The organism is Pseudomonas alcaligenes (assembly GCF_014490745.1).
Classification (GTDB): domain Bacteria; phylum Pseudomonadota; class Gammaproteobacteria; order Pseudomonadales; family Pseudomonadaceae; genus Aquipseudomonas; species Aquipseudomonas alcaligenes_C.
Map to the genome: position 1 here is coordinate 988,949 of NZ_LZEU01000001.1, position 21,337 is coordinate 1,010,285.

General features: G+C 65.3%; 12 protein-coding genes. 5 read left to right on the plus strand and 7 right to left on the minus strand.

The window, feature by feature from the left end; translation table 11 throughout:
- Positions 1-64 precede the first annotated feature (64 nt).
- On the minus strand, positions 65-2,029 hold the full coding sequence (locus A9179_RS04425; protein WP_187804638.1) for a methyl-accepting chemotaxis protein: 1,965 nt from the start codon (positions 2,027-2,029) through the stop codon (positions 65-67).
- 96 nt (positions 2,030-2,125) lie between these two features.
- A complete protein-coding gene (locus A9179_RS04430) occupies positions 2,126-3,742 on the minus strand; it encodes a response regulator (RefSeq protein WP_187804639.1) in 1,617 nt (538 codons plus the stop codon).
- Between the two features lie 248 nt (positions 3,743-3,990).
- Here A9179_RS04430 and A9179_RS04435 point away from each other — a divergent pair, with 248 nt between their 5' ends.
- The 4 genes from A9179_RS04435 (at position 3,991) to speA (ending at position 8,309) form a co-directional block, all read left to right on the plus strand.
- Positions 3,991-5,061: a DUF2333 family protein gene (locus tag A9179_RS04435; RefSeq protein WP_187804640.1), complete on the plus strand. Its 1,071-nt coding sequence runs from the start codon at positions 3,991-3,993 to the stop codon at positions 5,059-5,061.
- Positions 5,062-5,064: 3 nt separating this feature from the next.
- On the plus strand, positions 5,065-5,601 hold the full coding sequence (locus A9179_RS04440; RefSeq protein ID WP_187804641.1) for an NUDIX hydrolase: 537 nt from the start codon (positions 5,065-5,067) through the stop codon (positions 5,599-5,601).
- A gap of 273 nt (positions 5,602-5,874) precedes the next feature.
- On the plus strand, positions 5,875-6,246 hold the full coding sequence (locus A9179_RS04445; protein ID WP_187804642.1) for a translation initiation factor Sui1: 372 nt from the start codon (positions 5,875-5,877) through the stop codon (positions 6,244-6,246).
- A 149-nt stretch (positions 6,247-6,395) separates the two neighbouring features.
- A complete protein-coding gene (gene speA, locus A9179_RS04450) occupies positions 6,396-8,309 on the plus strand; it encodes an arginine decarboxylase (RefSeq protein ID WP_187804643.1) in 1,914 nt (637 codons plus the stop codon).
- 362 nt (positions 8,310-8,671) lie between these two features.
- On the opposite strand, the gene A9179_RS04455 is transcribed toward speA, so the two are convergent.
- From A9179_RS04455 to A9179_RS04465, 3 genes are read right to left on the minus strand one after another with little or no spacing between them, the layout of a single operon-like run.
- Positions 8,672-9,130 carry a DUF2214 family protein gene (locus tag A9179_RS04455; RefSeq protein WP_187804644.1) on the minus strand — a complete coding sequence of 153 codons (459 nt, stop codon included), beginning with the start codon at positions 9,128-9,130 and terminating at the stop codon, positions 8,672-8,674.
- 13 nt (positions 9,131-9,143) lie between these two features.
- On the minus strand, positions 9,144-10,181 hold the full coding sequence (locus tag A9179_RS04460; protein WP_187804645.1) for a sensor domain-containing diguanylate cyclase: 1,038 nt from the start codon (positions 10,179-10,181) through the stop codon (positions 9,144-9,146).
- 11 nt (positions 10,182-10,192) lie between these two features.
- On the minus strand, positions 10,193-11,539 hold the full coding sequence (locus A9179_RS04465) for an MATE family efflux transporter (RefSeq protein ID WP_187804646.1): 1,347 nt from the start codon (positions 11,537-11,539) through the stop codon (positions 10,193-10,195).
- 163 nt (positions 11,540-11,702) lie between these two features.
- Here A9179_RS04465 and A9179_RS04470 point away from each other — a divergent pair, with 163 nt between their 5' ends.
- Positions 11,703-12,167 carry an aminoacyl-tRNA deacylase gene (locus A9179_RS04470; protein ID WP_187804647.1) on the plus strand — a complete coding sequence of 155 codons (465 nt, stop codon included), beginning with the start codon at positions 11,703-11,705 and terminating at the stop codon, positions 12,165-12,167.
- Positions 12,168-12,318: 151 nt separating this feature from the next.
- Here the strand turns inward: A9179_RS04470 and A9179_RS04475 are convergent, their stop codons facing one another.
- Together A9179_RS04475 and A9179_RS04480 are read right to left on the minus strand one after the other, a co-directional pair.
- Positions 12,319-12,612: a hypothetical protein gene (locus A9179_RS04475; RefSeq protein ID WP_187804648.1), complete on the minus strand. Its 294-nt coding sequence runs from the start codon at positions 12,610-12,612 to the stop codon at positions 12,319-12,321.
- A gap of 113 nt (positions 12,613-12,725) precedes the next feature.
- Positions 12,726-20,882 carry a cadherin domain-containing protein gene (locus A9179_RS04480; RefSeq protein ID WP_187804649.1) on the minus strand — a complete coding sequence of 2,719 codons (8,157 nt, stop codon included), beginning with the start codon at positions 20,880-20,882 and terminating at the stop codon, positions 12,726-12,728.
- Positions 20,883-21,337: the final 455 nt, after the last annotated feature.

Consider the following 21,337-nt stretch of genomic DNA (forward strand, 5'->3'; position numbering starts at 1 on the left):
CCCCAGAAGGCCGCATGCCGCAGGGTGTCAGCGGATATTGCCGGGCGACCGCCGGTCGTTTGGCCTAGGCCACGCGAAACGCCTGCACCGCCGTATGCAGCTGGCTGCCGAGCTGCAGCAGCTGTTCGCCCTGCTGGCGGCCTTCGCCGATGCGTGCCAGGTTGTCGCCGCCGAGGCGGTGGATGCGCTCGCTGTGGCCGCGGATCTCGCTGGCCGCGCCGCCTTGCTGGGCGGTGGCCTCGGCGATGCGCTCGGCCATGCTGGCGATGGTGCGGATCGAGGTGACCACCGCATCCAGCGCGCCATCGGCCTGTTCCGCCTGGCTGGCGGTGGTTTCGGCATGCTCGACCTGGGCGCGCATGGCCGCCACCGACTGCTGCGCGGCCTGCTGCAGGCGGGCGATCAGCTGCTGGATTTCCTCGGTGGCGCCGCTGGTGCGCTGGGCCAGCGAACGCACTTCCTCGGCGACCACGGCAAAACCGCGGCCCATCTCGCCGGCGCGGGCGGCCTCGATGGCGGCGTTCAGGGCCAGCAGGTTGGTCTGTTCGGCAACACCGCGGATCACCGTCAGCACCTGGCCGATGGTGGCAGTTTCGCTGGCCAGCTGTTCGATCGACTGGGCGTTGCCCTGTACTTCACCGACCAGCGCATGCAGGCCGGTGAGACTCTGTTCGATCACCCGCTGGCCCTGTTCCACCGCGCTGCTGGCCGAGCGGCTGGCATCGGCGGCCTGGCTGGCGTCGGCGGCGACCTGGGCGATGGTGCCTTCCAGCTCGCCGAGGGCATCGCGGATCTGTGCGGTGTCGGCCAGCTGGCGCTCGGCGCCGCCGTGCAGGCCCTGGCTGAGATCGGCCAGGGTGCGGCTGCTGCCAGCCACTTCGCCGGCATGGTGGTGGATGGTGCCGACCAGCTCCACCAGGTAGCGGCGCAGGTGGTTCAGCGAGTCCTCGATATCGCGCATCTCGCGGGTGCGGGCCTGCACGCCGATATCGGCGGCGAAGTCGCCGGCGGCCCAGCGCGACAGTGCCGGTACCAGGCGCCCGAGGACGTTGCTCAGGCGCCGCTGGATCTGGTCGAGGGTCAGGGCGATCAGCAGGATCAGGCCGATCATCAGTCCCTGGATCAGGCGTACTTCGCCCTGGATGCGCGCATGCTCGGCGAGTACCGCCGGCTGCAGGGCTGCCAGCGCTTGCTGCAGGCTGGCTACCTTGGCCTCACTGCTGCGTGCCAGGGCATTGCGTTGCTCGATCAGGGCGCGGGTGCGTTCCAGCTCGGCGGGGTAGCGCTTGAGCAGGCTGGCGAAGTCGCGCTTGAGGGCAATGCCCTGGTCTTCCGCCTGCTGTGCGCTGTCGTCACTGGCCAGGCCCATCATCGCGGCAAAGTTGTCGGCGCCGGATTCGCTGCTGCTGGTTACGCCGAGCAGCGGCAGGGCGGCAAGGCTGGCGGCCTGCTGGTCGAGGGCGTTCAGTTCGCGCTGCACGTCCTGCAGCAGTTCGCTGCGGCCGCTGCTGGCCAGCTTGGCGCGGGCATGGGCCAGGCGGGTCAGGTGCTGGGCGGCGTTGAACAGCGGGGCCTGGTAGGCGGCGGCCGCCGGGTTGTCGCTGTGCGCGTACTGGGCCAGCTGTTCGAGGGCGCCAGCCATCTCGCGTTCGGCCTGTAGCAGCAGGCCCTGCGGATCGCCGGCCAGCTTGCCGGCGGCGAGCAGTTCGCCGGCGCTGAAGCGGCTCAGTTCGTCGAGGCTGGGGCGCAGGTCGTCACGCAGTTGTGGCGGCAGTTCGCCGAGGGCCTGTTCCAGTTCGTCGATGGCCTGGCTGGCCTGCTTGTGGCGCACGGCATCGCCGCTGGCCAGGTAGGCCTGGATATTGCCGGCGACCTGGTGCTGGAACTGCTGCGACAGGCTGAGGTAGTCCTGCATCAGGCGGTAGGGGCGCTCCAGCGCCTGCTCCGACCACCACAGCGTGCCGGCCAGGGCCAGGCAGGCGCTGATCAGGAGGGCAGTGGACAGGTTGGTAAGCAGCTTGAGACGCATGACAGAGGCACCGGGGTTCTGGGACGGTGCATCCGAGGTTATTGCGGTTTGGTTGCAGGAATGTGACGACGTGATGCCGTTCACACCGCGGTGGCGTCAGCCCAGATGGATTTCCACCCGGTTACGGCCGCCGCGCTTGGCCAGGTACAGGGCCTCGTCGGCCTGCTTGGACAGGGTGTTGCAGTCCATGTCCGCGCTCAGTTCGGCGATACCGCAGCTGAAGGTGCAGGACAGGTCGGCCGGTTGCGCCGGGTAGTGGATCTCGGCGAAGCGCCGGCGGATCTCGTCGAGCACCTTGGCCGCGGTCGGCGCGTCGGTGTCCGGCAGCACCACGGCGAATTCCTCGCCACCGTAACGGCCGATATGGTCGGTCTTGCGCAGGCGCTGCTTGAGGAACAGCGCCAGGCTCTTGATCACCCGGTCGCCCATGGGGTGGCCGTAGGTGTCGTTGACCTTCTTGAAGTGGTCGATGTCGATCATCGCGAAGGTCAGTGGCTGGCCGTCGCGGCGGGCGCGGAAGCGTGCATCCTCCAGCAGCTGCAGTGTGTGGGTGTGGTTGAACAGCCCGGTGAGGCTGTCGCGCACCATGCGGGCGCGCAGGTTGCGTGCCCGCGCCGCACGGTTGCGTACGGTGGCGATCAGGTGGCGCGGCTTGATCGGCTTGGTCAGGAAGTCGTCGCCGCCCTCGCTCATGGCGTCGAGCTGCTTGTCCAGGTCGTCCTCGGCGGACAGGTAGATGATCGGCACGCTGACATAGCGGTCGTTGTGGCGGATCACCTTGGCCAGCTCGGTGCCGTGGCAGTCGGGCATGTACATGTCGAGGATGATCAGGTCGGGCTGGAATTCGGCCAGCTCGGCCATGGCCTGGATCGGCTCGGTGAGGGTACGGGTGACGATGCCGGCGCTGTTCAGCACGCGCTCGGTATGGGTGGCCTGGGCCCGCGAGTCGTCGACGATCAGCACCTTGTACGGCTCGTAGTGCATGACGTTGGTGAGGATCTCGATGCGCTCGATCAGGCTGGAGGCGTCCAGGCTGCCGGTGAAGAATTCCTCGCCGCCGGCACGCACGGCGGCCAGGCGGGTCGGGGTGTCGACGTCGGCATGGCTGAAGAACAGCAGCGGCAGCTTCTGCTCCAGGCCCTGCTGGGCCTCGCTGGCCAGTTCCAGGCCGCGGCCCGGGCCGGCGAAGTCAACTTCCATCAGGATCGCCGCCGGATGGCGCTCGGCCATGGCCGCGCGGAAGGCATCGGCGCTGGTCAGGGCCTGGGCGTAGAGACCGAAGAATTCCAGCTGCTGGGCCAGGCGCTCGGCCCGCTCGAGATCCTGCAGGGCCAGGTAGATCGGCTTGCGCAGCGGCGGCAGGAAGGTCTGCTCGAACTGGTCACCATGGCGCAGGCCGGTGCGCGACAGGCGCTGCATCAGCAGGTTGAGCTCGGTGATCAGGTGGCTGGTGAGGCGCCCGCGGTTGTTCTCCACGGCTTCCAGGCAGTTGCCCACGGCGCGGGCCAGCTGCACATGCACTTCCTGCTCGAAGCGTTCGGCATAGCGCAGCAGGCCGAGGTTGGCCTCGACCAGTTCGGCCATGATCACGCCATTCCACTCGCCCTGCTGCAGGCGCTGCCAGACCTCCAGAACCTGGCGGGCCTGGTAGATCACGCGCTTGGCAAAGTGCTGCTTGAGGCGGTCGCGGCTGGGGTCTTCTGGCTCGATCATGGCTACAGTCGTTCTCTGACCAGCCTAAAGGCTGGATGATGGCTCGATGCTACCACTGGAAGGGCTAAGTGCTATAACCATCGGTCAAATGACGTCAAATTTCCAGCATTTGGCGGTTTTGCCCGCTTCTGCCAGCAGCATACTGGACTTGGGCGCTGCGTAGCGGATGCGCTTCACTTATAGTGCAAGCCAGCAACTCTCGGCCCTCTGGGGGGTCGATACCGACGTATGCACTCAAGGACACTGCCATGCTGGACTGGAAGAAACGCGCGGGCGAACTGCGCGACAACGTCGACGACTCGGTGGATGACGTGCGCAGCTACTTCGGTGGCCTGTGGCTGAGCCGAACCCTGGGCACCCTGTTGGCCCTCTATCTGCTCGGTGCCATGGGCATCGGCTGGTTCTGGAGCCAGGAGCCCGAGCTGTTCCCGGTGCAGCAGAATGCCCAGGCCGCGGCCGAGAAGGCCCAGCGCAAACTGGTCAGCGGCTACACCACGGTGGAAACCCTGAAGCAGATTTCCAGCACCCTGCTGAACAAGCCAGGCGGCTACCTCTCCAACGACCTGGCGCCGCCCGGCCTGTGGCTGGACAACATGCCGAGCTGGGAGTACGGCGTGCTGGTGCAGGTGCGCGACCTGTCCCGCGCCCTGCGCAAGGACTTCGCCCGCTCGCAATCGCAGTCCACCGAAGACCCGGATCTGGCCAAGGCCGAGCCACGCTTCAACTTCGACAACAAGAGCTGGGCCTTGCCGGCTTCGGAAAGCGAATACGCCGAGGGCATCCACTCGCTGGATCGCTACCTGGCCCGCCTGGCCGACCCGGGCCAGCCGAATGCGCAGTTCTATGCCCGCGCCGACAACCTCAACAACTGGCTGGGTGATGTCGCCACCCGTCTCGGCTCGCTGTCCCAGCGGCTGTCCGCCAGTGTCGGCCGGGTACGCCTGAATACCGATCTGCAGCATGACCAGGTGGTGCCGGAGGGCGAAGTGGTGCCGGTGCGCGAGGAGGAGGTGAAGACTCCCTGGCTGCAGATCGACAACGTGTTCTACGAGGCCCGTGGCCAGGCCTGGGCGCTGTCGCACATGCTGCGTGCCATCGAGGTGGACTTCGCCGACGTGCTGGCGAAGAAGAACGCCACCGTCAGCGTGCGGCAGATCATCCGCGAGCTGGAGGCGGCCCAGGAGCCGCTGTGGAGCCCGATGGTGCTCAACGGCAGCGGCTACGGTGTACTGGCCAACCACTCGCTGGTGATGGCCAACTACATCTCCCGCGCCAACGCCGCGATCATCGACCTGCGCACCCTGCTGAGCCAGGGCTGAGGCATGCCGGTCGTGCCTGACGAGGCGGCCCACCGCGCCGCCTCGGATGCCGAGCGCATCGCCTGGGTCGACGAGCACGACCAGTTGCTCGGCGGCCTGCCGCGCGCCGAGCTGCGCGAGCGCGGGCTGATCGGCCGCGGTACCTTCATCCTGCTGTTCAACTCCCGTGGCGAGCTGTGCGTGCACCGGCGCACCCTGAGCAAGGCCATCTACCCCGGCTACTGGGACGTGGCGGCCGGCGGCATGGTCGACGAGGGCGAGAGCTACGCCGCCTGCGCCGCCCGCGAGCTGGGCGAAGAGCTGGGCATAACCGGGGTGACGCTGCGCGAGCATGGGCGCTTCTTCTTTGACCGGCCGGGCAACCGCCTGTGGTGCGCAGTGTTTTCGGCAGTGTCGGATGCGCCGCTGGTGCTGCAGCCCGAGGAAGTGCTGGAAGCGCGTTTCCTGCCACTCGATCAGGTGCCCGGCGAGGTTGCCGGCAAGCCGTTCTGTCCCGACTCGCTGGAGGCCTTGCGCCTTTACCAGGCGGCGCAGGGCTAACCCCTCTCCCGCAGGGATAGGGGGGCTGGAACCCGCGCCGGGCGCGGTTTTGTGCAGTATTCCCGTGCGTCTTGTGCATGATGCCGCACGAGGTCGCCAATCCATCGGTCAATGGCGCAATTTCGTTCTTAGCAGCGGGCTTTTTTGCCTATACACTGCGCCACCTCCAATGCCAGGCTCCCCCGCCTGGCTGCGCTGCCCCTGCCTGAGTGGGGCTTCGCGGTCGGCACCCTGCCGGCCAGTCGCTGTCCTGACCCCTACGAGGAAAAGCCGGTGGTCAAGAAAGCTGCTTCGTTTGCCGCCCTGGGCGGACTCGTCTATTCCACCGACGCCGGTCGGCATTGCCCCGACTGCAGTCAGCCGGTGGACGCCTGCATCTGCAAGAAATCGGTGATTCCCGCCGGCGACGGCATCGCCCGTGTGCGCCGGGAAACCAAGGGCCGTGGCGGCAAGACCGTCACCACGGTGACCGGCGTGCCGCTGGCCGAAGCCGAGCTGAAGGAGCTGGCCAGCGCGCTGAAGAAACGCTGCGGCTGCGGTGGCGGTTTCAAGGACGGCGTCATCGAGATCCAGGGCGACATGGTCGACCTGCTCCTCGAAGAACTGGGCAAACGCGGCTTCAAGGCCAAGAAGTCCGGCGGCTGACCGGGCTTTTCCTAAACTTCTGCACAGGCTCGTGGGTCAATCCCAGGGGCAGGCTGTCGGCTTGTCGCAAGTCGGCGCCAGCAATCGTCATTTATCCGCTCTAACCTGTCGCCGCCGGTGACAGTTTGACTCGCAACAGGGAGACCTCGATGGCCGCACGACGTACACGCAAAGATGACGGTAGCCAATGGACAGTGGCCGATAGCCGCAGCGTCTATGGCATTCGCCACTGGGGCGCCGGTTACTTCGCGATCAACGACGCCGGCCGCGTCGAAGTCCGGCCGAACGGCCCGGACAGCACGCCGATCGACCTCTACGCGCAGCTCGACGGTCTGCGCGAAAGCGGCCTGTCGCTGCCGCTGCTGGTGCGCTTCCCCGGCATCCTGCAGGATCGCGTGCGCCAGCTGACCGGCGCGTTCGACGCCAACATCGCGCGCCTGGACTACCAGAGCAAATACACCGCCCTGTACCCGATCAAGGTCAACCAGCAGGAAGCGGTGGTGGAAAGCATCATCGCCACGCAGAACGTCTCCATCGGTCTGGAAGCCGGCTCCAAGCCCGAGCTGCTGGCCGTGCTGGCGCTGGCGCCCAAGGGCGGCACCATCGTCTGCAACGGCTACAAGGATCGCGAGTTCATCCGCCTGGCGCTGATGGGGCAGAAGCTCGGTCACAACGTGTTCATCGTCATCGAGAAAGAGTCCGAGGTGCAGTTCGTCATCGACGAGGCGGCCGAGCTCAAGGTGGTGCCGCAGGTCGGCCTGCGCGTGCGCCTGTCGTCGCTGGCGTCCTCCAAGTGGGCCGACACCGGTGGCGAGAAGTCCAAGTTCGGCCTGTCCGCCGCGCAGTTGCTGTCGGTGGTCGAGCGCTTCCGCGCGGCCAAGCTGGATCAGGGCATCCGCCTGCTGCACTTCCACATGGGCTCGCAGATCGCCAACCTGGCCGACTACCAGCACGGCTTCAAGGAAGCCATCCGCTACTACGGTGAGCTGCGTGCCCTCGGCCTGCCGGTCGATCACGTCGATGTCGGCGGCGGTCTGGGCGTGGACTACGACGGCACCCACTCGCGCAATGCCAGCTCGATCAACTACGACATGGACGACTACGCCGGCGTGGTGGTCGGCATGCTCAAGGAGTTCTGCGACGCCCAGGGCCTGCCGCATCCGCACATCTTCTCCGAGAGCGGCCGTTCGCTGACCGCGCACCACGCGGTGCTGATCGTGCAGGTCACCGACGTCGAGAAGCACAACGACGAGGTGCCGCTGATCGAGGACAAGGCCAGCCTGCCGGAAACTGTGCAGTGGCTGGTCGACCTGCTCGGCCCCACCGATATCGAGATGGTTACCGAGACCTACTGGCGCGCCACCCACTACATGAGCGACGTGGCCGCGCAGTACGCCGACGGCAAACTGAGCCTGACCGAGAAGGCCCTGGCCGAGCAGTGTTACTTCGCCGTGTGCCGGCGCCTGCACAACTCGCTGAAGGCCCGTCAGCGTTCGCACCGCCAGGTGCTCGACGAGCTCAACGACAAGCTGGCCGACAAGTACATCTGCAACTTCTCGGTGTTCCAGAGCCTGCCGGACACCTGGGCCATCGGCCAGATCCTGCCGATCCTGCCGCTGCACCGCCTCGACGAGGAGCCGCTGCGCCGCGCCGTGCTGCAGGATCTGACCTGCGACTCGGACGGCAAGATCAACCAGTACGTCGACGAGCAGTCGATCGAGACCAGCCTGCCGGTGCACGAAGTGCGCGAAGGCGAGGACTACCTGCTGGGCGTGTTCCTGGTCGGTGCCTACCAGGAGATTCTCGGCGACATGCACAACCTGTTCGGTGACACCGACTCGGTGAACATCTACCAGAACGCCGACGGCAGCGTGTACCACGCCGGCATCGAGACCCACGACACCATCGAGGACATGCTGCGCTACGTGCACCTGTCGCCCGAGGAGCTGATGACCTACTACCGCGACAAGGTGGCCGGGGCCAAGCTCAGTGCCCGCGAGCGTACTCAATACCTGGATGCGCTGCGTCTGGGCCTGACCCGCTCCTCGTACCTGGCGTCCTGAGCCGTAGGGCGGGAGCAACCCGCGAGTTGGCTGGCGCGGGTTTCACCCGCCCTTTCGCTGATTAGTGCCTGGCCTACCGCGTACTTGCCAGCACTGGATGATTCCCCTTCGGGCCAGCGCAAGCGCTGTTCAGCGATGGAGCTGCTGTCCCGCCTTCGCGGGGATGACGGTATAAAAAAGTTCGAGCTGAGGGTACAACAAACTATCAGCCCGTATGGCTCCAGTGTCCTGTCGTTTGGCCTTACTTATCACCTTGTCATGGGAATCCAGGGGGCAGGCTGACGATTGAGCTCAAGCACTTCCGATCCAGACATCGCGCATAAAAAAGCCCGGCATTGGCCGGGCTTTTTTATGCGCGCAGATTACTCGCCGAACATGCCGACGCCGCGGGCCATCAGGCTGGCGAGGACGGGCAGGCAGACCAGCAGCAACAGCTGCAAGCGAATCACCAGGATAGTGCGCCTGGCCGTGGCCGGGCTGATCTGCGGCACCTTGCCGGCCAGCAGGTCGTTGCGCCAGCCGAAGAAGGTCAGGGTGGGGATGATCGACAGCAGGCCGATCAGGATGAACAGGCTGACCTTGGCGAGAAACACCCAGTTGTGCAGGTAGTAGTCCAGGCCCTTGCCGAACCACAGCACCCGGGCGGCGCCGGTAAACAGCACCAGGCCGGCGCTGGCGCCGTAGGCCATGTCGATACGCAACAGGCTGCGGGCGCGCTCAAGCTCCATGACCGGCTTGAACAGCACGTGCTCGCTGGTGAGCAGGGCGAACAGGACGAAGATCGACAGATAGTGCAGGCTGGCGGCGATGGCGTCGGCCATTGGTGGCTCCTTGTCAGGGGTGTCCATTGTGGTGAATGCAGCGATTACGTCCCGACTGCTTGGCGCGGTACAGGGCCTGGTCGGCACGCTCCAGCAGGTCGGCCTGGCTCTCGCCGGACTCGGCCAGTGCGGTGCCGATACTGGTGCTGACGCTGTGGGTCTGTTTGCCGACCTTCATCGGCTCGCTGCCAATAGCCAGGCGTATGCGTTCGGCGATATGGCCCAGCTCCTCGGCATCATGAACCGCGGTCAGGGCGACGAACTCCTCGCCACCCAGGCGCACCAGCAGATCGTCCGGGCGCAGTGCCGCGCTCATGCGTCGGGCGCTTTCCCACAGGATCTGGTCGCCGCCGGCGTGGCCGAACTGATCGTTGACCTGCTTGAAGTGATCGAGGTCGCTGTAGATGGCCCCCAGGCGCAGGCCGTTGTCGCGGGCGTTGCCGAGTTCGCGGGCGAAGAATTGGTTGAGCGCCGCGCGGTTCCATAACTGGGTCAGCGGGTCGATCAGTGCCTTGCGCTGTTCGCGATCCACCGCCTGGCGCAGGCGCTGGGTCTGCTGGCTCATGCTGCGCAGCTGCAGATAGCCTTCGACCAGGATGCCGAGGTCACGTAGATGAAAGCGCTCCTGCTGGTTCAGCGTGCGAGGCTGCGGATCGAGTATGCACAGGGTACCGATCGGCTGGCTGTCGCGGCTGTACAGCGGCTGGCCGGCGTAGAAACGGATGAAGGGCGCGCCGGTGACCAGCGGGTTGTCGGCGAAGCGCGGGTCGTTCAGTGCGTTCTCCACCACCAGCGGGCTACGTGCCGCCACGGCATGGGCACAGAAGGACACATCGCGGCCGGTCTCCGAGGCGTCCAGGCCGATGCGTGCCTTGAACCACTGGCGGTCGTGATCGATCAGGCTGATCAGCACGGTTTCCACCTGGAACAGTTCGCGGGTCAGGCGTACCAGGGTGTCGAGGTAGTGCTCGGCCGGGGTGTCGAGCAGATCGAGCTCGTCCAGTGCCTGCTGGCGGCTGGGTTCGTCGGATGGGCAGGGCGGGCTGAGCATGTCCGTCTCCGTCAGGGGTGGTCGGCGATCCACGCATCCCGGCGCTGCAGGCGCCAGGCAATGAGCGCCAGGCTGGTTCCGCGTAACAGCATAAAGCATAGAAAAGATAGCCACAGGCCGTGGTTGCCGAGGCCGCGCAGCAACCAGGCCAGCGGCAGGGCCAGGGCCACGCTGGCGAGCATGGCGTTGCGCATCTCGCGGGCGCGGGTGGCGCCGATGAACAGGCCGTCGAACAGGTAGCTCCACACCGCGATCAGCGGCAGCACGGCGAGGTAGGGCAGGTACACATAGGCCACTGCGCGCACCGCGGCGATATCGCTCTGCAGGTCGACGAACAGCCGGCCGCCGAGCAGGAACAGCAGGGCGAACAGCAGGCTGCCGAGCAGCGACCAGCCGCCGGCGACCACCAGCGAGCGCTGCAGGGTGAGGCGGTCGCGAGCACCGATGGCATGGCCGCACAGGGCCTCCACTGCATGGGCCAGGCCGTCGAGGGCGAAGGCAGCGAGCAGCAGGCCGTTGAGCAGCAGGGCGTTGGCCGCCACCGTGGCATCGCCCAGGCGGGTGCCCTGCACGGTGATGAGGAAGAACACCAGATGCAGGGCCAGGGTGCGCAGGAGAATGTCGCGGTTGACCGCCAGCAGGGCGATCCAGTTGCGCCAGCGGCCCAGCAACGCCAGCGGCAGTTGTCCGGGATGACGGCGCAGGGCACGTGCCACCAGCGCCAGGCCGAGCAGGGCGCCGCACCATTCGGCGAGCACCGAGGCGCGCGCCGAGCCGAGCACGCCCCAGTCCAGACCGAGAACGAACCACAGGTTGAGCAGCACGTTGAGCAGGTTGGTGGTCAGCAGCACCGCCAGGGCGCCGCGGGCACTCTGCGTACCCAGCAGCCAGCCGACCAGGGCCGAGCCGGCCAGGGTCGCCGGCAGGCCGAACAGGCGAGTGTGAAAGAACGCCCGGGCCTGCTCATCGAGCTCGGCCGAGGGCTGCATCAGGCCCAGGGCCAGGCCGCTCAGGGGTACCGCCAGCAGGCCGATCAGGATGGCCAGGGCGGCGGCCAGCAGCAGGCTCTGCAGCAGTACCAGGCGCAGCGCACTGCCATCGCCGCGGCCGTGGGCCTGGGCGGTGAAGCCGGTGGCGCTCATGCGCAGGATGCCGAAAACCCCCACCAGCATGGCGTACAGGCTGCTGCCGACGGCCACCGCGCCGAGCTGGTGGGCATGCGGCAGGTGACCGATCACCGCGCTGTCGACCAGCGCCACCAGCGGTACCGAGAGGTTGGAGAAGATCATCGGCACGGCCAGCGCCCAGACCCGTTGGTGGGTCGGCGCATGGCGCCAGGCGGCGAGCAGGGCGGACATGGGCATCCTCGGCAAAAGTCCGATTATAGGCACCTCGGCATAGTGCCAGGCCATCTAACGGCAGGCGCTGCATAGCAGCAACTGTAAAGCCGGCGCCAGGGGGCCGGGGCTAGACTGAGAATGAGCTAGGTGCCGCAGCAGGTCGCGGCCGAGGAGGTGGATCATGCGCATGGCTGAAACCGTGGCCCGGAGTCTGCAACGGGCCGACTGTCACTACGATCTGGTCGAGCACGATCATTCGGCGACCAGCCTGGAATCGGCGCGCAAGGCCCGTATCCCGGCCGAGCGCATGGCCAAGTCGGTGGTGCTCGATGATCGCCGCGGCCATTACCTGATGGCCGTGCTGCCGGCCAACCGCCAGCTTGACCTGGACAAGGTGCACAAGGGCCCCTGGCGTTGGCAGCTGACCCGTGAGCAGAGCCTCGGTGGCCTGTTCAAGGACTGCGAGCGCGGCGCCATTCCCGCCATCGGTGAGGCTTATGGCATGGGCATGCTGATCGACCCGGCGCTGACCCGCCAGGCCGATATCTACCTGGAGGCCGGCGACCACGAGAGCCTGATCCGCATGCCGGTGGAGGAGTTCTTCAAGCTGGCGCCCAATGCGCAGCTGTGCGAGTTGAGCCGCTAGCGGGGGCCGTTCAGAACCTGCTCAAAGGCTCGCGAGCTAGAGCCAGGCTAGGAAAAAACAGGCGAGGGTGCGGAGTTTTCTCGTGGTAAATGAGCAGCCCGAGCCTGTTTTTAACGACGCATGGCCGACGCGCAGCAGACTTTGAAGGTTCTCAGGCGACGATCAGGCTCAGCAGCCACAACCCCAGCAGGCCGTAGATCACCATGCGCACGAAGGCCTTGCGCAGGCCGGCGCGCACTGCCGCGTAGAGCAGGAGCAGGCCACAGACCATGGCCACCAGGCTGAGCAGGCCGATGTCGGTGCCCAGGGCGCTGGCCAGGCCGTTGAGGAAGCTGCGCCCGGCGTCGGCGAACAGCCCGAAGAAACCGCTCAGGGCTTCGACCAGCACGCGGATCAGGCTGCCGAGCGCGTGGCCCAGCCATTGGAATACGTCTTCGACGAACATGTGCTCCGCCTGCTGGGCGGCTCCTGCTGTGGCTCAAGAAAGCTGCCAGGCAGCATGCCACAGCCGGATACGCCCCGCACGGGCGGCGCAGTGCCGCCCGTAATCTGGCAGGCCTAGGCGCTCAACTGGTGCTCCTCGCCGGCGAACAGGCTGTTCACATAGTCGCTGCCGCTGGTGGCGTAGTTGCTCAGGGTGACCAGGTTGGTGAACTGGGCGCCGTTGTTCGCGCCGTCGACATCCACCTGCACCGTGATGTCGGCGCCGGACTGGGTCAGCCTGACGAAGTCCGAGACCTGGCTACCGGCGGTGAAGTTGGCGTCCAGCAGGGCCGAGAGGTCGAGGGCATCCCCCTCGCTGGCGTTGAAGTCGAGGATGCTGTCGCCGCCGTCGTCCTGGCTGAGGTAGGCGAACACGTCGGCACCGGCGCCACCGCTGAGCACATCTTCGCCACCCCGCCCGGCGAGCACGTCGTTGCCGGCCCCGCCGTGGAGTGTGTCGGCGCCCATGCTGCCGACCAGCGTGCCGCTGGCCGCGCCCTGGTAGCCCACCTGGGTGCCGCTGGCCGCCGCGCCCAGCTGGAAGTCCGCCTCGCTGTAGTGGCCCAGCAGGTTCACCGTGGCGTTATGCACGCCGTCGTCCAGGGTCAGCCGGCCGCCGCTGCCGAGGCTGTTGGCGGTGTAGCTGAACTGGGTGTCGGGGCCAAAGGCAACATCGCCGAACACCAGCATGTCGTTGCTTTCCAGGCCGAGAATGCCGACCAGCGAACCGGCGTCGGCGGCGTGCTCGACCACCAGGGTGCCAGCGCCGTCGCCGAGGAAGGCCACCGAGGTGTGCGCGGCCCCGCCGAAGCTCAGGCTGGCGTCGCCCGAGAGGCTGGCGCTGCCGTTGCCCGTGACATCCTCCAGCAGACGCAGGTCGCCGCCGTTGGCCCAGAGGTGGCCGCTGTTGTCGAGCGCGCTGGCTACCGTCATGCCGCCCGCCCCGGTGGACTCCAGGGTGCCGCTGTTGCTGATGGTCGTGGTGCCGGTGTCCAGCACCAGGGCGTTGGCGCCGCTGGCCAGGATCAGGCCGGCGTTGAGCAGGGTCATCTGCCCGCCACCGATCTGCCCGGCGCCGGAGATAGTGTTGTTCTCGTTGAGCAGACGGGCCGTGGCGGCGCCGCCGATGATCAGGTTGTTGGCATTATCGGACAGGGTCAGCTGGCCGCCGCCGCGCAGGGTGAGGCTCTCCACCAGCACTTCGAGCTGGCTGGTGGCGCTGCCGGCGTCGAGCAGAATGCTGCCGCTGTTGTCGACCACCCCGCCGAGCGGCAGCACGGCGCCATCGTGGATGACCAGGGTGCCGCTGTTGCTCAGCGTTGGCTCCAGGTCGAAGACGAAGTTCGCTGCGCCCAGTTCACTGGCATCCACCCCGCGCAGGGTGATGCTCGAGCTTTCGCCCAGGGTGATGACGGCATTGCCGCTAGCATCGTTGGCGATCTGCAGGCTGGCGAAGTCGAGGCCGCTGCCGAAGCCGATCAGGTCGAGGCGGTCGGCTGCCACATCGAAGTCGAAGACCTGGTTGTGGGCAATCGGCTGGGCGAACACGAACAGGTCGGCGCCACTGGAGGCGGTCAGGTTGTCGTCACTGGACAGGGCGAAGATCGGCGAGCCGGCAGCGTAGGCTTCCACGTTGTCGGCGACGGTCAGTACACCATGGCTGCCGTCGGTATTGACCCAGTCAAGGGTAATGCTCAGCACCGCTGCCCCGAGGAAATCGCTGGGGGTGGTCACGGTCAGGCTGCTCAGATCCCCGGTATGGGCTACCCAGCTGCCATCGGCGAGGCGAGTCGCGCCATTGATGATCCAGTCGCCTGGCACATTGTTCAGCGTGGCCGTTATCGAACCGTCCAGTTGTGCCGCCGGGTTGCTGAGCCCCAGGTTGATCGGTTCGCCAGCGATGCCGGCGGGGGCCGTGGCGACGCCAAAGGCAAAGTCTCCGGCGTTGAGGTTACCCAGGCTGGTCAGTGTGGTGAGGTTGTCGAGGTCGGCCACCAGCACGGCGCCCCCCGCCACGCTGGGGTTGGGGTCGTAGTAGACCTGGGCATGGCCCACGGTCGAATTGAGGAATACGAAGAGTGCACCGCTGGTGATGTTGCTGAAGCCGTTGATCGTGGCCTGGATATTGGCCGTGGCCACTGCCGCATCGGTTTTGATGGCTACTTCAGTCCCGGCAAGGTTGAGTGCCGCATTGTTGCCGGTGCGGAAGTTCTCGACGATGGCATCGAGGTCGCCAAGCGCAAAGCGGCTGGCGGTGACGGTGAACTCCAGCTTGTCGACTGTGGTGGTGTTGGTGCCGGCTTCGAAGTCGGTAATGTGATCACCGACATCGTCCAGGGCCAGGTTCACGAAGGTATCGTTGTTGGCGCCGGAAGCGGTACCGCCGGTCAGGGTGTCGGCGCCGAAGCCGCCGACGATGCGGTCATTGCCTTTGCCGCCATCGATGGTGTCGGTGCCGCTGCCGCCATACAGCGAGTCGTTGTTGTCGCTGCCGTTTAGCGTGTCGTTGCCGCTGCCGCCGTAGAACACCACGGTGGAGCTGTTCTTGGAGATCATCGTGTCGTTGCCGGTACCGGCGTAGTAGGTGCCGCTATTCAGGTTGCTTTGCGAGTCGTTGCCTGCGGTGAATGGGCTGGCAACCGAGGGGTCGTTGTCGTTGGGGTCTGCCGTGTCGTTGATATCGCTGACACCGATCACGAAGCTGGTGCTGTTGCTCGAGCCATCGGCACTGGTGGCCAGCACGGTGATGTTGTGGCTGGTGGCGGTTTCGTAGTCGAGCGCTCCCGCTACTGTGACCACGCCGGTGCTGCTGTTGATGGCGAAGCGGCCGCCGGCGTTGTCGCTCAGCGTGTAGGTGATGGCCTGGCCACCGGCATCGGCGTCGCTGGCCTGAGCGGTGATGCCGACGCTGGTACCGATGGCGGCGTTTTCCGCCACCGAGTTGGCGGCAGCGTTGCCGTCGACCGGGCCGACCACTGGGTTGTCATTGAGGTTGCTGACATTGATGGTGAAGCCGGTACTGTTGCTCGAGCCATCGGCGCTGGTGGCCAGCACCGTGATGTTGTGGCTGGTGGCGGTTTCGTAATCAAGCGCCCCGGCCACGGTGACCACACCGGTGCTGCTGTTGATGGCAAAGCGTCCGCCGGCGTTGTCGCTCAGCGTGTAGGTGATGGCCTGGCCGCCGGCATCGGCGTCGCTGGCCTGAGCGGTGATGCCGACGCTGGTGCCGATTGCAGCATTTTCCGCTACCGAGTTGGCGGCGGCGTTGCCGTCGACCGGGCCGACCACCGGATTGTCGTTGAGGTTGCTGACGTTGATGGTGAAGGACGAGCTGTTGCTCGAGCCGTCGGCGCTGGTGGCCAGTACCGTGATGTTGTGGCTGGTGGCGGCCTCGTAGTCGAGCGCCCCGGCCACTGTGATCACACCGGTGCTGCTGTTGATGGCGAAACGGCCGCCGGCGTTGTCGCTCAGCGTGTAGGTGATGGCTTGGCCGCCGGCATCGGCGTCGCTGGCCTGGGCGGTGATGCCGACGCTGGTACCGATGGCGGCGTTTTCCGCCACCGAGTTGGCGGCAGCGTTGCCGTCGACCGGGCCGACCACTGGGTTGTCGTTGAGGTTGCTGACGTTGATGGTGAAGGACGAGCTGTTGCTCGAGCCGTCGGCGCTGGTGGCCAGCACGGTGATGTTGTGGCTGGTGGCGGTCTCGTAATCGAGCGCCCCGGCTACTGTGACCACGCCGGTGCTGCTGTTGATGGCATAGCGTCCGCCGGCGCTGTCGCTCAGCGTGTAGGTGATGGCTTGGCCGCCGGCATCGGCGTCGCTGGCCTGAGCGGTGATGCCGACGCTGGTGCCGATTGCAGCATTTTCCGCTACCGAGTTGGCGGCGGCGTTGCCGTCGACCGGGCCGACCACCGGGTTGTCGTTGAGATTGTTGATGGCGATGCTGAAGGTCTGCGCGGCGGTAGAGCCATCGGCGCTAGTGGCAGTGACTTCGATATTCACACTGGCGCCGAGGGCTTCGCGGTCGATGGCGGCAGCGGTGGTCACTACGCCGGTATTGGCGTCAATCGCGAATAGGCCACCTGGATTGCTGCTCAGGTTGTAGGTGACGCCGTTGGTGGTAGCGTCGGCATCGCTGGCGAAGGCAGTGATACCTACTTCGGTGCCGATCGAGACATTTTCGTTAACGGCATTGGCCGCGCCGTTGCTGTCGATCGGCGTGCTGACATCGAACTCGTCGACATCATTGATAGCGATGCTGAAGGTCTGTGCGGCGGTCGAGCCATCAGCACTGGTGGCAGTGACTTCGATGTTGAGGCTACTGCCCAGCAGTTCACGGTCGATGGCGGCGGCTGTGGTCACCACGCCAGTATTGGCATCAATGGTGAACAGGCCACCAGCGTCATCGCTCAGTGAATATGTAACGCCGTTGGTTGTGGCATCGCTGTCGCTAGCAAAAGCCGTAACGCCCACTTCGGTGCCGATGGCGATGTTTTCATCGATGGCATTGGCGCCGGCGTTGGTGTCGGTTGGAGTGCTGACATCAAACTCATCGACATCGTTGATAGCGATGCTAAAGGTCTGCGCGGCCGTGGAGCCATCGGCGCTAGTGGCGGTGACTTCGATGTTGAGGCTGCTGCCCAACGCCTCGCGATCAATAGCGGCAGCGGTGGTGACCACGCCGGTGTTGGTATCGATCGCGAATAGGCCACCTGGGTTGCTACTCAGGCTGTAGGTGACGGTATTGGTGGTGGCGTCGCTGTCGCTAGCAAAGGCCGTGATGCCCACTTCGGTGCCGATAGTGACGTTCTCGTCGATGGCATTAGTTGCGGCATTGCTGTCGACCGGGGTGCTGACATCAAACTCATCGACATCGTTGATGGCGATGCTGAAGGTCTGCGCAGCGGTGGAACCGTCAGCGCTGGTAGAGGTGACCTCAATATTCACGCTGGCGCCTAGCGCCTCACGGTTGATGGCAGCCGCGGTGGTGACCATGCCGGTATTGGCGTCGATGGCGAACAGCCCACCTGGATTGCTGCTCAGGCTGTAGGTGACGCCATTGGTAGTGGCGTCGGCATCGCTGGCGAACGCAGTGATACCGACCGCAGTGCCCACCGAGGCATTTTCGTTGACCGCGTTGGCGGTACCGTTGCTGTCCACCGGAGTGCTGACATCGAATTCGTCGACATCGTTGATTGCAATGCTGAAGGTTTGCGCGGCCGTGGAACCATCAGCACTGGTGGCAGTGACTTCAATGTTAAGGCTGCTACCCAACGCCTCGCGATCAATAACGGCAGCGGTGGTCACCACGCCGGTGTTGGCATCGATAGCGAACAGTCCACCTGGATTGCTACTCAGACTGTAGGTGACGCCATTGGTGGTGGCGTCACCATCGCTGGCAAAGGCTGTGATGCCCACTTCGGTACCGATGGCGGTGTTCTCGTCGATGGCATTGGCGGCGGCATCGCTGTCGATAGGCGTGCTGACATCGAACTCGTCGACATCGTTGATGGCGATGCTGAAGGTCTGCGCAGCGGTTGAACCATCGGCACTGGTGGCAGTGACTTCGATGTTGAGGCTGCTGCCCAGAAGTTCACGGTCGATGGCGGCGGCGGTGGTGATCATGCCGGTGTTGGCATCGATGGCGAATAGACCATCCGGATTGCTACTCAGGCTGTAGGTGACGGTATTGGTGGTGGCGTCGCTGTCGCTGGCAAAAGCCGTAACTCCCACTTCGGTGCCGACTGCGACGTTTTCATCGATGGCATTTGCAGCACCATCGCTGTCGATAGGCGTGCTGACATCGAACTCGTCGACATCGTTGATGGCGATGCTGAAGGTCTGCGCAGCGGTGGAACCATCAGCACTGGTGGCAGTGACTTCGATATTCACACTGGCGCCTAGCGCCTCACGGTTGATGGCAGCCGCGGTGGTGACCATGCCGGTATTGGCGTCGATGGCGAACAGCCCACCTGGATTGCTGCTCAGGCTGTAGGTGACGCCATTGGTAGTGGCGTCGGCATCGCTGGCGAACGCAGTGATACCGACCGCAGTGCCCACCGAGGCATTTTCGTTGACCGCGTTGGCGGTACCGTTGCTGTCGACCGGGGTGCTGACATCGAATTCGTCGACATCGTTGATAGCGATGCTGAAGGTCTGCGCAGCGGTTGAACCATCGGCACTGGTGGCGGTGACCTCGATGTTGAGGCTGCTGCCCAACGCCTCGCGATCAATAGCGGCAGCGGTGGTGACCACGCCGGTGTTGGTATCGATCGCGAATAGGCCACCTGGGTTGCTGCTCAGGCTGTAGGTGACGGTATTGGTGGTGGCGTCGGCATCGCTGGCAAAGGCTGTGATGCCCACTTCGGTACCGATGGCGGTGTTCTCGTCGATGGCATTGGCAGCGGCATTGCTGTCGACCGGGGGGCTGACATCGAATTCGTCGACATCATTGATGGCGATGCTGAAGGTCTGCGCAGCGGTAGAACCATCGGCGCTGGTAGCAGTGACCTCGATGTTGAGGCTGCTGCCCAGGAGTTCACGGTCGATGGCGGCGGCTGTGGTCACCACGCCAGTATTGGCATCAATGGTGAACAGGCCACCAGCGTCATCGCTCAGTGAATATGTAACGCCATTGGTCGTGGCGTCGCTGTCGCTGGCAAAGGCGGTAATGCCGACCTGGGTGCCGACTGCGACGTTTTCATCGATGGCATTGGCAGCGGCATTGCTGTCGACCGGGGTGCTGACATCGAACTCGTCGACATCATTGATAGCGATGCTGAAGGTCTGCGCAGCGGTAGAGCCGTCAGCGCTGGTAGCGGTGACCTGGATATTCACACTGGCACCGAGCGCTTCGCGGTTGATGGCCGCAGCGGTGGTGACCACGCCGGTGTTGGCATTGATGGCGAACAGTCCGCCCGGATTGCTAGTCAGGCTGTAGGTGACGCCATTGGTAGTAGCGTCACCATCACTGGCGAAGGCGGTGATACCGACCGCAGTGCCCACCGAGACATTCTCGTTGACCGAGTTGGCGGTGCCGTTGCTATCGATCGGCGTGCTGACATCGAACTCGTCGACATCATTGATGGCGATGCTCAGGGTCTGGTCATCGAAGGCGCTGCCATCGGAGACGCGCACCACCACTTCATAGGTGCTGTCGCCGTTGCTGTCGTTCGGGCTTTCCCGGTTGGGGGCGCTGATGAAGGTCAGGGCGCCGGTATTGGCGTCTATGGCGAAGCGCCCGGAGTCGGCGCCGCCCACTATGGAGTAGGTCAGCAGCGCACCGGAGTCCGGGTCGCTGGCCGTCACCGTGGTGACTGCGGTGTTGTTTTCGTTGATGGCCAGGGCTGCCGTGCTGCCACCACCGTTGGAGGTGATGGTGGGGCCGTTGTTCTGCACGCCAAGGAAGTCGGTGTTGCTCAGATCCTTGAGCCCGTCGAGCCGAATCACCAGGTCGGCCTTGCCATCGCCTGTGGTGTCGGCCTTGACGTAGGTGGCGTTCTGGCTGGCGTTCTGCTCGTACCAGACGCCGTTGACCGTGGCGCTGGTGCCGCCCCATTTCAGATCGGCAGCGCCCAGTAGCGGGCGCAGGTCGAGCTTGTCGTTGTCCGGGTTGCTGTCGCGCACGCCAGAGAAGTCGCGGATGGTGTCCATTTCGCTAGCGTTGGACTCGGCCGCGCTCTGGTAGACGAAGGTGTCGTTACCGCTGCCGCCGCTCAGCACGTCGGCGCCGTTGCCGCCCTGGATGGTGTCGTTGCCACCCTCGCCGTAGATGGTGTCGTTGCCGTTACCGGCATAGATGGTGTCGTTGCCGCCGCTCGCCCCGCCATCGCCGTTGTCGCCGTAGATGGTTTCCGAGCCGTTGCCGCCGTAGATGATGTCGTCGCCGACCAGCGCCCGGGTCTGCTGCCGGTAGTCGTCCCAGCCGTCACCGTAGATGACGTCGTTGCCGTTCTCGCTGTTGATCAGCGAGGTGCCGATGATGTCGTTGCCGGAGCCGCCATAGATCAGATCCTGGCCGTTGCCGCCGGATATCTGGTCGTTGCCGGTACCACCGTAGAGCGTGTCGTCGCCATTGCCACCCTGCAGGTTGTCATTGCCGCTGCCGCCATCGACGATGTCATTGCCGTTGCCGGCATCGACGCTGTCGTCTCCTGCTCCCGCAATCAGCGTGTCGTTCTTGTTGGTGCCATTGAGGCTGTCGTTGCCACTGGTTCCGGTCAGGTCGGCCATAGCGGGATTCCTTCAGAGAAATGCAAGGTGAAGGTGGCTCTGCGGCTGTGCCAAGGGCTGGCGCCGAGCTTGCAGAACGCAGGGTGGTGGGTGGTCGGAAGTGGCCAGGCGCCGTTCTGGGCGGGCGCGGGCTGGCCATACGCGGCGAGCGGAGGGTTCGAAATGGACTGCTATCCCGTACATCTGCGGGACTCCTGAAATCGATGGTGCCGCCGCAACTGCCCCGCGCAGGAGCAGTTGTGTGATGTCAATGTGATATTGGTTTAGGCGCGAGGGGGGAGGCTGTAAATAGGGGGAAACTGGAAGAGTGGTTGAATGGCCATTATTTAGACGAATGGATTGAAAGTGGTCATTTTATTGACTGCTGCTTTTCGATCACTCATGGCCAAACCGGTATTCGCGCTTCTGCCGGCGCCAGGAGCTTGGCGTGCGCAGGGCAGGAGCAGGCCGGCGAT